This window comes from Rhodococcus sp. NFXS4, assembly GCF_058139645.1.
Genome location: NZ_CP192221.1, coordinates 3,920,875 through 3,933,140 on the forward strand (window position 1 = coordinate 3,920,875; position 12,266 = coordinate 3,933,140).

Annotated in this window: 11 protein-coding genes; 6 read left to right on the forward strand and 5 right to left on the reverse strand. The window is 64.5% G+C overall.

From position 1 onward, the window contains the following. Window position 1 precedes the first annotated feature (1 nt). On the reverse strand, window positions 2-1,039 hold the full coding sequence (locus J4E04_RS18545) for an ABC transporter substrate-binding protein (protein ID WP_490149265.1): 1,038 nt from the start codon (window positions 1,037-1,039) through the stop codon (window positions 2-4). Between the two features lie 195 nt (window positions 1,040-1,234). On the opposite strand from J4E04_RS18545, the gene J4E04_RS18550 reads away from it, so the two are divergent. Further along, on the forward strand, window positions 1,235-2,056 hold the full coding sequence (locus tag J4E04_RS18550) for an N-acyl homoserine lactonase family protein (protein WP_490149266.1): 822 nt from the start codon (window positions 1,235-1,237) through the stop codon (window positions 2,054-2,056). 21 nt (window positions 2,057-2,077) lie between these two features. On the opposite strand, the gene J4E04_RS18555 is transcribed toward J4E04_RS18550, so the two are convergent. The 3 genes from J4E04_RS18555 to J4E04_RS18565 are packed head-to-tail and all read right to left on the reverse strand — an operon-like array spanning window position 2,078 to window position 4,542. Beyond that, the gene (locus tag J4E04_RS18555) at window positions 2,078-2,896 is read right to left on the reverse strand and encodes an oxidoreductase (RefSeq protein WP_490149267.1); all 819 of its coding nucleotides are present in this window, start codon (window positions 2,894-2,896) and stop codon (window positions 2,078-2,080) included. Beyond that, the gene (locus J4E04_RS18560) at window positions 2,893-3,726 is read right to left on the reverse strand and encodes an oxidoreductase (protein WP_490149268.1); all 834 of its coding nucleotides are present in this window, start codon (window positions 3,724-3,726) and stop codon (window positions 2,893-2,895) included. The genes J4E04_RS18555 and J4E04_RS18560 overlap by 4 nt, the downstream gene beginning before the upstream one ends. A 30-nt stretch (window positions 3,727-3,756) precedes the next feature. Further along, window positions 3,757-4,542 (reverse strand): SDR family oxidoreductase, encoded by a 786-nt coding sequence (locus tag J4E04_RS18565; RefSeq protein WP_490149269.1) that lies wholly within the window; start codon window positions 4,540-4,542, stop codon window positions 3,757-3,759. Window positions 4,543-4,811: 269 nt separating this feature from the next. Here J4E04_RS18565 and J4E04_RS18570 point away from each other — a divergent pair, with 269 nt between their 5' ends. The 5 genes from J4E04_RS18570 to J4E04_RS18590 all read left to right on the forward strand — a co-directional run bounded on the left by J4E04_RS18570 (window position 4,812) and on the right by J4E04_RS18590 (window position 10,672). Continuing rightward, window positions 4,812-5,990, forward strand: coding sequence for an aldo/keto reductase (locus J4E04_RS18570; RefSeq protein WP_490149270.1), 1,179 nt, complete (start codon window positions 4,812-4,814; stop codon window positions 5,988-5,990). A 22-nt stretch (window positions 5,991-6,012) separates the two neighbouring features. Continuing rightward, window positions 6,013-6,690 carry a DedA family protein gene (locus tag J4E04_RS18575; protein WP_490149271.1) on the forward strand — a complete coding sequence of 226 codons (678 nt, stop codon included), beginning with the start codon at window positions 6,013-6,015 and terminating at the stop codon, window positions 6,688-6,690. A 2-nt stretch (window positions 6,691-6,692) separates the two neighbouring features. Beyond that, entirely contained in the window at window positions 6,693-7,646 is a 954-nt protein-coding gene (locus J4E04_RS18580) for an aldo/keto reductase (RefSeq protein ID WP_490150575.1), read from the forward strand. Window positions 7,647-7,757: 111 nt separating this feature from the next. Further along, on the forward strand, window positions 7,758-9,245 hold the full coding sequence (locus J4E04_RS18585) for an MFS transporter (protein WP_490149272.1): 1,488 nt from the start codon (window positions 7,758-7,760) through the stop codon (window positions 9,243-9,245). Window positions 9,246-9,424: 179 nt separating this feature from the next. Then, window positions 9,425-10,672: an alpha-amylase family protein gene (locus J4E04_RS18590; protein ID WP_490149273.1), complete on the forward strand. Its 1,248-nt coding sequence runs from the start codon at window positions 9,425-9,427 to the stop codon at window positions 10,670-10,672. 259 nt (window positions 10,673-10,931) lie between these two features. On the opposite strand, the gene J4E04_RS18595 is transcribed toward J4E04_RS18590, so the two are convergent. Next, window positions 10,932-11,633 (reverse strand): GAF and ANTAR domain-containing protein, encoded by a 702-nt coding sequence (locus tag J4E04_RS18595; protein ID WP_490149274.1) that lies wholly within the window; start codon window positions 11,631-11,633, stop codon window positions 10,932-10,934. Between the last annotated feature and the right edge of the window lie 633 nt (window positions 11,634-12,266).

The following is a 12,266-nucleotide window of genomic DNA, read 5'->3' on the forward strand; positions in this document are numbered from 1 at the left end:
ATCAGCCCTGCGCAGCATCGTAAGTCACATCCTCGTAGTCGACATCGCTGTACGCCTCGACCCCTTCGGGATCGTTGTCGACCCAGAAGTCGTAGGAGGACCGGGGGAAGGTCGGCGCATCGGGGTAACCGCCCGCCGACTCTCCCCATGCCAGGTCCCAGACCCCTTGATCTGTCGCGGGGAAGTACTTCTCCTTCAGAAGCGGCCCGAGGACATCGCGATCGGTCTCGAGTGCGTCGAGGGAGTCGGCCATGGCGTCGCGGAATCTGTCCACGGTGTCGGCGTTCTCGGTGACCCAGTCAGTCCGCCCCACCATGGCGAGAACCGGAACGTCCGCTGTGGCCTCGATGTCACCGCGCGGTCCCGAGAGCCACACCACTGCAACGCTGTTGACGATCGCCTGCTCGATGACGCCGCTGGATGTCGCGACGGCGTCGAACTGCCCCTGGGCGATGCCGGTGATCAGGGCGTTCGAGTCCTGGATGCCGATCAAGTCGACGTCGTCGTCCGGGTTCATGCCGTAGCGAGTCAGTTCGTTCCGAAGAAGCGTCTGATACGTCGAACCTGACGGGTTGGTGCCGATCGTCAGTCCCCGCAGGGCGCGAATCCTCTCCTCGATCGGGGCGTCGGGGGTGATGCCCAGGCGGTCGATGACGTCCTGCCTGATCACCAGGACCTGCAGGTTGTTCGCGGTCGAGCCGAGGATGGTCAGTGGCGCGCCTTCTCGCATCGCGGCGAGGATCGACGGGGGGCCGGCCAGTGCGAGGTCCGCGTCGCGCGACAGGACTGCCTCGATGCTGAGCGTGCTGGACGCTCCGGCCATGTCGTACTGCACGTCGAGCTGATGGGCAGCGTCGAGGTTCTGTGCATCCATGGCGAGCGCACCGGCGATCGTGATGGTCGGTACCGATGTGTTCACGCGCAGTGAGGTGACACCGTCCGCCGTGGTCGGCTCGTCGCCACTCCCGCAGGCGGCGAGCGCCAAGCTCAGTGAGAGGGCAATGACCGCCGCGCGGCGGCGCTGCTTGGTGGGTCTCATTGTCTGTGTGCTTCTCCTTGGTGAGCCGAACGCGGAGCGGCGAGCGCCTGAGACAGTGTTCGTAATTACGATCACTTGGTTGTGATTACGGACATACGGAAGTTAGCATGTGATCGCGACCACGTCCAGAGCGTCGGATTCGGCCTTCGGGCCGGCCCATGCTCGGGGTAATCGACCACGCAGGAAAGAGCGAGTGTGTTGACGACGAACGATCCTTACGAGGTGTACGCACTCCGGTACTCCTCGAGACCGACCGTGGCGAGCGCGAAGTTCTACCGCTACGAGCTCTATCGGGAACCCGACCGGAACTTCGACACCGCCTACTACTTCTGGCTCGTCCGCAACTCCGTTCGCACCGTGCTGGTGGACTGCGGGTATTCGCCGGAGGCAGCGAACACTCGAGATCGACGGATCGACACAGATCCCGTGGAGCTACTTGCTCGACTCGGGGTCGGACCCGAGGATGTCGACCATGTGGTGTTGTCCCACATGCACTTCGACCACATCGGAAACATCGGACTGTTTCCCCGTGCCACGTTCTCCATCGCACGGGCCGAGCTGGATTTCTGGACCGGGCCGTACAGCGAGCGAACGTGCATCGGCTGGCAGGTCGAACGGGACGAGGTGCGCGCAGTCGTCGAACTGCAGCAGTCCGGTCGGCTTCAGATCGTCGAATCCTCACCGGCAGAGCTGTTTCCGGGCATCACTCTGAACGTGATGCCGGGGCACACCCCGGGGCAGATCGTCACCCACGTCGATGCCGGTAGCGCGGAGATCGTTCTCGCATCCGATGCTCTGCACTTCTACGATTCGTTACGACACGATCGCCCTTTCCAGATCTTCCTGGATCTGGCCGGGATGTACGAGTCCTATGACCGCCTACGCGAGCTCGACTCGAAGCCGGAGACAACGATCATCGCCGGCCACGATCCGGAGGTGATGTCCATGTTCGAGCACGTCGCGGAGAACATCGCCGATCTCACACGACCGAGAGACGTTGCTGCAGAACTTGTTTGAAGTCGGCGGTGCGGGCCGCGCTCAGGAGGCGTCGGTGCTGAGGCCGAGGATTTCGAATCGGTCGACGTCTTCAGCGTCAGCAGCGGCCACCTGACGGAACCCGGCGAGTGCGTCGGACCCCAGGACGAGCAGCTTCGGCGGGTCGGAGTGTTCGGCGGCGCGCGCGATGGCCGCGGCAGCCTTCGCGGGGTCACCGCGCTGCGGCCCAAGTGCGGCGTCGCCCATTCGGCCGAGCGGACGGTCGTAGTCGTCGATACGCACGGCGGACCGGGCGCTCGACGAACCGCGAAAATTGGTTTTCATCGATCCGGGCTCCACCACCATCACACGGACCCCGAGGTGCGCGACCTCCTTGGCGAGAGAACCGGACACTGCTTCGAGCGCCGCCTTCGCTGCCGAGTAGTAACCGCCCCCGGGCAACGTGATGCGTGCACCGATCGACGAGATGTTGATGATCAGACCACTCCTGCGCGCACGCATCGAGGGCAGAAGCGCCTTCATCACTGTGACAGGACCGTGAAAGTTGGTCGCGAACAACGTCTCCACGGAGGAGTCCTCGCCCTCCTCGACGGCGGCGGTGTATCCGTAGCCGGCGTTGTTCACCAGAACGTCGATGGCCCCGAAGCGCTCCTCCCCCGCTGCAATGGCGTCTGTGATCGACGACGGGTTCGTCACATCCAGGGATGCGAGCACGACGGCGCTCGGATAGCGGTCTCCGAGTTCGCTCAGTGTCGAGGCGTCCCTCGCCGTGGCGACGACCTGCTCGCCGGAGGCTAGAACGTGTTCGGCGAGCGCGCGTCCGAGACCACCTGACGCACCCGTGATCAGCCAGGTCCTCATGCGTCGTCGAAATCGGTCGTGGCGCTCAGTGTGGCCCAACGATCGATCTCCGCCGTGCGTTCGTCGTACTCCTGACGCACGATCTTCACGGCGTCCGAGCCGAGCAGCAACCTGAACGGCAGTGTGTCCTGCTGCAACGTGGAGATGATGACCTCGGCAGCTCGGTCGGGATCTCCCGGTTGCGAACCGTGCGTGCGGTCGTTCTCCTTACGGCGCTTGCCCGCCGTCTCCGCGTAGTCGTCGATCACCGTTCGGGATTGCAGCAGTGATCGCCCGGAGAAGTCGGTGCGAAATGCGCCCGGCTCGATCACCATGACGCGGATGCCAAGGGGAGCCACTTCACGGTTGAGAGCATCGGACATGCCCTCGAGAGCGGCTTTCGTCGCCGTGTAGTAGCCGGAGGCCGGATTGGAGCGGGGTGCCCCGATCGACGACACGTTGACGATGGTGCCCGACCGCCGCGAGCGCATCTGTGGAAGCACTTGCTTGATCAGATCCACAGGTCCGAAGAAATTCGTCGCGAACAACTCGTCCACCTCGTCCCGCGACGCCTCTTCCACGGCAGCGCGATACCCGTGACCAGCGTTGTTCACCAACACGTCGACGGAGCCGAAACGGTCGGTCGCTTCCCGCACCGCCGCGACGACCTGATCATGGTCGGTGACGTCCAACGACACCGTGAGCACGGTTTCGGGGTATCCGGATTCGAGGTCGCTCAGATTGTCGACGTCGCGCGCTGTGACGACCGCGTTGTCGCCCTTCGCCAGGACTGCGCGCGCCAGCGCAGCGCCCAGACCGCTCGATGCTCCCGTGATGAACCAGGTCGTCACTGTCTTCTCCTTCATGAGGGCTTACCGGTCCTAGCTCTCGTGGCTGTCGTCGTCGAACCTGCTACCGATGGCATCCAACTCGCGGCGCACTGTCCGGGGTTCGTCCGCCAGCGGCATGGTGTCGCGGTCGAGAACGGCGTCCACGGCATCTTTCGGATCGGCCGTCAGGGCTGCGAAGATCGGATCGAGATCCGACTGCTTCGGACCGGTCTCGGCGACCAGCTCGAGCGTCTTTCTTTTCGCGGAGTCGGATGTCAGTGACGCGACGAGCACGTGGGCGATCGCCGCTCGTGCGACGACACCGTCGGTGGGATCTCCCGCCCACCTGGTATCGCCTTGCACCATCACCAGCCTGTTCTCCGCGGGTCCGTTGTAGTCGAACCAGCCGGGACGAACGACGGTGTAGGGCAGACCGCTCGCCCGGACCAGTCGTTCACCGCGTCGCTTCCAGTCGTGACCGGACGTGCGCTTCGTGACTCCGACCGTCGACATCAGAGCGATGCGGACGGGCGACTCCACCGCATGCAGGACATTGCGCACAGCACCGTAGTCGACGATTTCTGCCTCATGAGCTCCACCGTGGCTCCCGTGTGTGAACACGACACCGGTCACGCCTGCGACGGCGTCTCGAACACCGTCCGCAGACGTGAGATCGCCGACCACGACGCGGGTTCCCGGCGGGAACGACTCCGCGGAAGCCGCTCTCCGCACCAGCGCTCTGGTCTCGTACCCGGCACGCAGCGCCTCCGCCACCACCAGCCTGCCGATGCTTCCGGTCGCGCCGACCACGAGCACCGTTGTCATGTCTTTTCTCATGGAGATCAGTCCTTCCGGGTCTTTCGACGACCTCTCCACCGACGGTACGGACGGCGTCCGGGGCTCGGGAGGCACTGTTGTTACCTGCTTCGGCGGGCATCGAAATGATGTGAACACGAGGGGAAGTCACACAGCCCACATCAGATCACTGGACGAGAATGCGGTCGTCTTCACCTGATGAGGGGTACTGACAGTCACTCCCGGACACACCGATAGTCGCCGTAGCGTCGGCCGAGCACGACCAATCGACCAATGACATCGGAGTACTCGTGAGCTCATCACCAGTCGATCGCAGCCGCCGTCGATTCATCATCGGAGCAGCAGGGCTCGCCGCTGCTCCTGTAGTCGCCGGCATGGCGGGTTGCTCCGCCGATGACAGCAGTGCGGCGCGACCCGCTGCAGCCGACGTCGGCGACGCCGTCCTGACCGCGACGCGAGTGACCGGTCGTCGAACGCTCGGATCGCTCGAAGTATCGACGGTGGGCTTGGGGTGCCAAACCATGACCGGCGCGCTGTACGGCCCGGTGTCCAGTCGGGCGAACATGGTCACCCTGGTCCGCAGCGCCGCCGATCACGGTGTGACGTTCTTCGACACCGCCGAGGCATACGGCCCGTTCGAATCGGAGCGAATCGTGGGCGAAGCGCTGGCGCCAATCCGTGACGACGTCGTCATCGCGTCCAAGTTCGGGTGGGACATCGACCCGGACACCGGCCGACAGATCGGAGGACTCAACAGTCGACCCGACCACATTCGTCGTGTCGTGGACGGCATGTTGGAGCGATTGCGCACCGATCGCATCGACCTGCTCTACCAGCACCGTGTCGATCCCACCGTTCCCATCGAGGACGTGGCCGGGACCGTGCGCGATCTCATCGCCGAGGGCAAGGTGTTGCACTTCGGCATGTCGGAGCCTGGTCCGGAGACCGTGCGCCGGGCACATGCCGTACAACCGCTCACCGCGATCCAGAACGAATACTCCCTGGTGGCCAGGGATCCAGAGCAGGTCATCCTGCCTCTGTGCGACGAACTCGGCATCGGTTTCGTCTGCTGGGCGCCACTGGGAGCGGGTTTCACCCCGGGGACGATGACACCGTGGACCCGCTTCAGCCCCGGCGACTTCCGAGCCGCCATTCCGCGCCACAGCCCGGACAACCTCGCTTCCAACATGCCGCTGATACAACTTCTCGAAGAGTGGGGAATCCGCAAGGGGGCGACCCCGGCCCAGATCTCGTTGGCCTGGTTGACAGCTCGCAGACCCTGGGTCGTTCCGATTCCCAGTACGACCCGTATGTCGCATCTGCTCGACAACATGGGATCCGAGGACGTTGTTCTCGACAGCAACGAGTGGCGCGAGTTCGACGACGAGTTGTCCGGCATCGCCATCAGCGGTGCACGGTTGCCGTCCGGGGTCCTCGCGCTTTCCGGTGTCGAAGCGACCACGCAGTGAAGTCCGGAAGGACGGGGTTCGGATGGATCCCCTGACGAGCAGCATGTCCGCGCTCGCCCTCGTGTGCGCACCTCTGCTGCTCACCGCCGCTGCGCTCGTGCTCACCGCCGAGTCGGGCGTGCTCGCCGGCCTGATACTTCCCGGCAGCAGCACCGTACTTCTCGTCGGTGCCCTGGTGGGCAGCGGACGCCTGCCGTTGATCCCCTCGATGATCGTCCTGGTCCTCGCCTCCACACTCGGAGCGCACTACGGATTCAGGACGAGTCGGCGTCGCGCCACTGATCGCGAACCGACGCGTTTCCTCTCTCTCACAACGCGAGTGGAACCGATGCGTCGGCGAGCGCAGCGACTCTTCACGTCGAATGCCGCCGTCGGAACCGTCCTCGCGCACATGGTCGGTGGCACTCGGACGGTTGGTCCGCGCATGGCCGCCCGCTCGCGTATGTCGTACCGCACGTTCGCGGTACTCAACGCGGGCGCGGCAACATTCTGGGTCGGCGCGCTCATTGCAGCAGGGGCGCTCGTCGGGAACACACCGAGTATTGCGCCGTGGTTCGTCGGCGCCGCTATCGTCGCCGCCCTGGTCGCAGCTGTCGTTCAGCGCCGCAGAAAAGGCACAGTCGGTGAACCGTCACCATCCGTCGTGGGCTGCGGGACGAAGACCATCGAAGAAACATCTACTACTCCACTCGGGGGATGAGCATGACAAGAATCGGCGACTCGGATCTGGACGTCTTTCCACTGATGCTGGGTGCGAACACCTTTGGTTGGACCGCTGACGAAGCCGCATCGCACCGCATCCTCGATGCCTTCGTCGACGGCGGCGGTGATGCGATCGACACCGCTGACTCGTATTCTGCTTTCGCACCGGGCAATTCAGGTGGCGAGTCCGAGACCATCATCGGCTCGTGGTTGTCAGCGCGGGGCAGGCGCGACGACATCGTCCTGGCGACGAAGGTCAGTCAGCACCCGGACTTCCTCGGTCTCGCTCCCGACAACATTCGCGCCGCGGCTGACGCGTCGTTGGCCCGTTTGCAGACCGACCACATCGATCTGTACTACGCCCACCGCGACCGGCCCGACGACGACACCCCACTCGCGGACACCCTGGCCGCCTTCGACGAGCTGATCAAGGCCGGCAAAGTCCGCTACCTCGGTATCTCCAACTTCTCGCCCGCGCGCGTCCGAGAGTGGGTCGACGTCGCTCGCGAAGAAGGGTTCGATCTGCCGATTGCGTTGCAGCCGCACTACAACCTCGTGCACCGTCGCTCGTACGAACCGGAGCTGCGCGACATCGCCGGACTCCACCATCTCGGCGTCTTCCCGTACTTCGCGTTGGCGTCAGGCTTTCTGACCGGAAAGTACCGGAGCAGGGAAGACATCGCGAACACCCCCAGAGAGCAATTCACCGAGGGCTACTTCAGCGACGCGGCCCTCGATGTCGTGACCGCTCTGGACGACATCGCGCGCACTCACGACACTTCCATCGCCACGATCGCCCTGGCGTGGTTGCAGGGTCGGCCCGGCGTCGTCGCACCGATCGCCAGTGTCAGCCGCGTAGATCAACTCGAGGGAGTGATGTCTGCGTCGTCGATTCAGCTCACGAGCGAGGAGAGCCACACCCTCGACGACTTGTCCGACAAGGTCGGGAAGTAGACGCAGCACCTGAACCCGCGGGCCTCGGAGGTCGTTGCCCGAGCCGGGCCCTGTCAGTACCTGGAACAGTGGACACTGCCGCGAACGGCGTCGAGAGAGTCGACTGAGGTCATGCCGCTCTCGAACCACACAACGACCCGATCCCCGGTCGCCGCCGCCACACCGACGGCGATCCTCGCGATCGTCCTGATCAGCTACTTCATGGTGCTGCTGGACAACTCTGTCATCTTCACCGGACTCCCCAGCATTCGCGCGGACCTGGATCTGTCACCGACAGCGCTGTCCTGGGTGCAGGACGCGTACACCCTGGTGTTCGGTGGACTGCTGCTGCTCGCCTCCCGTGTCGCCGACATCGTCGGACGCCGCCGACTGTTCGTGGCCGGCCTGGCGCTCTTCGGAACGGCGTCGCTACTCATCGGATTCGCGCCGTCGGGCCCATGGATGATTGCCGGCCGCGCGATCCAGGGCATCGGGGCTGCGATCGTCGCACCGACCTCGCTCGCGCTGATCACCGCCTACTTCGACGGAAAGGCCCGGGCCCGCGCGGTGGCCTGGTATTCCGCGACGGCCGGCATCGGCGCCAGCGCAGGTCTGCTGATCGGCGGTGCACTCACCCAGTGGATTTCCTGGCGCGCCGCGTTCCTCGTCAACGTTCCCATCGCGGTGGCGATGATCATCGCTGCGCGCACCGTCCTCACGGAATCTCCGCGCCAGCGCGGCCGATTCGACCTCGTGGGCGCTCTCAGCGTCACATCGGGTGTGAGCGCGGCCGTGTTCGGCATCATCGAGTCCGGCGAATACGGGTGGAGCAGTTCCCGCGTCGTCGTGCCCTTGATCGTCTCCGCTGTGCTCATCACCGGGTTCGTCGTCAACGAGGCGCGTGTCGAGCAGCCCATCATGCCGTTGCGACTGTTCGCCAGCCGTGTCCGCAGCGGTGCGTACGCCACCAGGCTGGGTCATCTCGGTGCGATGATGGGTTTCTTCTACTTCACTACTCAGTATCTGCAGGACGGACTCGGCTTCACGCCGTTTCAGGCCGGGCTCGGCTTCCTTCCCATGACGATCGTCAACTTCGTTGTTGCACTGGCGGTCCCCCGTCTCGGTGCCCGAATCCCGAACGCGACGCTGCTCGTCGCCGGAGTCGCCCTGACCCTTCTCGGAATGGGATGGCTCAGCACCATCACCGTCGGGGGCGACTACCTCACGGGCGTCGCGCTCCCGATGCTTCTCATCGGGGCCGGCCAGGGCCTTGCCTTCGCGCCGCTGACGAACGCCGGCATCGCCGGCGTTGCCCCCGCCGATGCCGGCGCCGCGTCCGGACTGCTCAACACCGCCCATCAACTCGGCATGGCGCTCGGTCTGGGCATCCTCGTCACCATCTCCGCCCACGCAGGAGACGGCAGAATCGGCGCTGCAGCCGTCGCCGAACGCGCCTCAGTTGCGCTGGCCGGCGCCACCGTCATCCTCGCTGCCACGCTCGCCGTCGTTCTCGCCGTGATCGTCCCCGCCGAGCGAGCACGCGCCCGCGTGCTGACCGACCAATCCACGAAAGGTCCTCAGCCCCTGAGCCGGGACTCGAATGGTGCCCCGGTCGGCTAAGTGCCCGGAGACCCCTCGACCCGAGGCAATGAGACCCATTTTCCGCGTTTCCGTGGCGACAACGCACATACCGTCCACCATCAACGGGCGCGAATGTGTCGTCCGATTAGCAGCCGGTCGCGGCCTACCCACCTGGTGGGTGTCGCAAATTCTGCGGGTGTCGTTTGTAGGGTCGGCTGATGGATCACGTCGTGTGGTGGCAGGTGTACCCGCTCGGTTTCGTCGGCGCGGAACCGTCGAGCATCACTGCATCCGAGCACCGATTCGGTCACATCGTGACGTGGCTCGATCATCTGATCGAACTCGGCTGCAACGGGTTGTCGCTGGGCCCGGTGTTCGCCTCGTCGACCCACGGGTACGACACCGTCGACCATTTTCGCGTCGACTCTCGCCTGGGGGATGAAGACGATCTCGCGCGACTCATCCGCGAAGCACATGCGCGCGGAATCAGCGTCATGCTCGATGGCGTGTTCAACCATGTCGGCCGGGACCATCCCAGGTTTCGCGGAGCACTCGCGGCGGGGCCCGATTCCGAGGACGGCCGGTGGTTCCTGTGGGAAGGCGGCCAACCAGTGAATTTCGAGGGTCACGACATACTTGTGACCCTCGACCACACCAATCCGGCTGTTCACGATCACGTCGTCGACATCCTGACCTACTGGATCGACCGCGGCGTCGATGCGTGGCGATTCGACGCCGCGTACGCGATCCCACCGGAGTTCTTCGCGACGATTCTGCCTCGGGTTCGAGAGCGGGCGCCCGAGAGCTGGTTCATCGGCGAAGTGATACATGGGGACTATTCCCGGTTCGTCAGCGCATCCACTGTCGATTCTGTGACCCAGTACCAATTGTGGAAGTCGATCTGGAGTTCTCTGAACGACGGCAACTTCTACGAGCTCGCGCACGCGGTGTCGACCAACAACAGCATGCTCGACACCTTCGTCCCGGGCACGTTCGTCGGCAACCACGACGTCACGCGTATCGCAAGCACATTGAACGACAGCCGACACATTGCGATTGCGACGGCGCTTCTCCTCTTCCTCGCCGGAGTGCCGAGCATCTATTACGGCGACGAGCACGCATACCGCGGCATCAAGGAGGACCGGATGGGAGGCGACGACGCGATACGCCCCCGATTCCCCACTTCGCCTTCACAACTGGCACCAGATGGCCTGCCGACCTATCACCTGCACCAAGAACTGATCGGGCTGCGACGTCGCTACTCCTGGCTGTACCGATCGCACAGCGAGGTCTCTGCTCTGAGTAATACGACCATCGCCCTCACCTCTCGTGGTCAGGGTGAGGAACTGACCTTGCTGATCGATCTGAACCGCATCGACCTCCCTCCCGTTCCCTATGGGCACAGCCGCGAGGGCGGGACGGTCTTGGCGAGCGCGGCGGGTTGGTCGATCACGCAGACCGCGTGATCGACCCAGCGTCTCGAAGGGAGTTGCCGGCGCAACCGATAGCTCTCTCCACTTCCGCTCACCCGCGCGGCGCCTACCACTCGAGCGAGACGAGGATTCGCGTGGACGCGATGGAGGTCTGTCAGCACCCACCGCCGACATCACGGAGGCGCTGCCGCAACCAGTCCCTCGAACCACGCTTCTGTCATTCTCAGATCGCCAGAAATGGGTGTGGTAGCGACGGTCAGTGGGATCCACGGAACTCCGCTGCGATGCGCTGTCAGTCGTCGAGTACTCCTGGATCAAGAGTGCGCAGCATGAGGTCTTGAGCGACGCCGGTGATGGGTTTGGACTCGGCGTACGCATGCGCACGCAGCCGGACCGCCGCATCGTCGATCGGGATGCGTAGCCGAGCTGCCAGCATCCCGATGGCTGTGTGGACCTCGGCGCGCGAGAACATCGCTGTCACGCCGTGTTCGGGTTCTGTGTTCTCACCCGTTGAATCCGTGTCGGCGACCTCCGCCACCAGCGCAGGCCCGATCATCGCCGCGATCGTCGCAGCGGTGGTGTACTGCGCGACTGTCAGCTCCCCCGGCTCGGTGCGATAGAGCTCCAGTGACCCGACCGCAGCATCACCTGCCGTCAGCGGGAACGCGAAAACCGAGCGCACCGCGAGCTCCTCCACCACCGCCGACGCGAACGCCGGCCACCGCACCGACGCGCTGCGGTCCAGCAGATCCGGCACCATGTGCGACTCGCAGATGCGGAACGCATCCAGACACGGACCCTCCCCGATGGTGAACTGCAACTCGTCGATACGAGTCGCCGCGGAATCGGTGCTGTGGATCAGCTCCCGGACCAGCGGGTCCCCCGCGATGACCGCAACGGCGGCCCCGTCGACACCCGCCGCGTCGACCGCCATCTCCGCCAGCAACGCCGCCGACGACGTGCCAGCCGTACCGCCGTCGTACTCGTCTCGCATTCGACGTCTCTCCTCGTGAGCCCGATACTGCGCAGACCACGCCGAGCGTCTCACGCACCGAACACTTCTGGTTCCCGCTGACGGTGGGGACAAACACCTCTGACTGCATCGCTCAGATGACGCGGAACTGTCTGTCTCACAACGGTTAAGACTATCTCTGTACCCGCTAAGCCGACGTGACAGAGAACCGGTTGCGGATGGTTCACGAGGACCACTGAGCCCCGGCCCTGCCCGATGCTCGTCGATCGACGAGGGTCCGGCGATCGAACGACGCACCGTCCACTGACGTCCGCACACGTCCACGCCCTCAGCAACCGGACGTGAAGCGAGTGGTTCCCGTCCACGAAAGTTCGCGGGCGTCCGCAGACTGTCGTGGACTCTTCGGCGCTGGGGTCCACCTACAGCCACCCACGTCCACCCGAGTCCATCGAACGAGTTACGAATGAGTTGTGACAACTCGTGACATCGAGACCTTTTTCGGAGCTTTTCGCAGGTGACCGGACGGCCCTGGACCGTGGCGGACCTGCATGGACGTACAGGGGGAAGTCGTGAAACGAGAGGTCAGATCAGACTATTTCGAAGCATTTGTGCTGGTCAGAGGCATATCGAGAGCCTCCTTTCGGGATTGAACCG

Coding starts and splice junctions, on each gene's coding strand:
- J4E04_RS18545 (WP_490149265.1), bottom strand. CDS start 1,039: ATGAGACCCACCAAGCAGCGCCGCCGCGCGGCGGTCATTGCCCTCTCA.
- J4E04_RS18555 (WP_490149267.1), bottom strand. CDS start 2,896: ATGAGGACCTGGCTGATCACGGGTGCGTCAGGTGGTCTCGGACGCGCG.
- J4E04_RS18565 (WP_490149269.1), bottom strand. CDS start 4,542: ATGAGAAAAGACATGACAACGGTGCTCGTGGTCGGCGCGACCGGAAGC.
- J4E04_RS18575 (WP_490149271.1), top strand. CDS start 6,013: ATGGATCCCCTGACGAGCAGCATGTCCGCGCTCGCCCTCGTGTGCGCA.
- J4E04_RS18580 (WP_490150575.1), top strand. CDS start 6,693: ATGACAAGAATCGGCGACTCGGATCTGGACGTCTTTCCACTGATGCTG.
- J4E04_RS18585 (WP_490149272.1), top strand. CDS start 7,758: ATGCCGCTCTCGAACCACACAACGACCCGATCCCCGGTCGCCGCCGCC.
- J4E04_RS18590 (WP_490149273.1), top strand. CDS start 9,425: ATGGATCACGTCGTGTGGTGGCAGGTGTACCCGCTCGGTTTCGTCGGC.
- J4E04_RS18595 (WP_490149274.1), bottom strand. CDS start 11,633: ATGCGAGACGAGTACGACGGCGGTACGGCTGGCACGTCGTCGGCGGCG.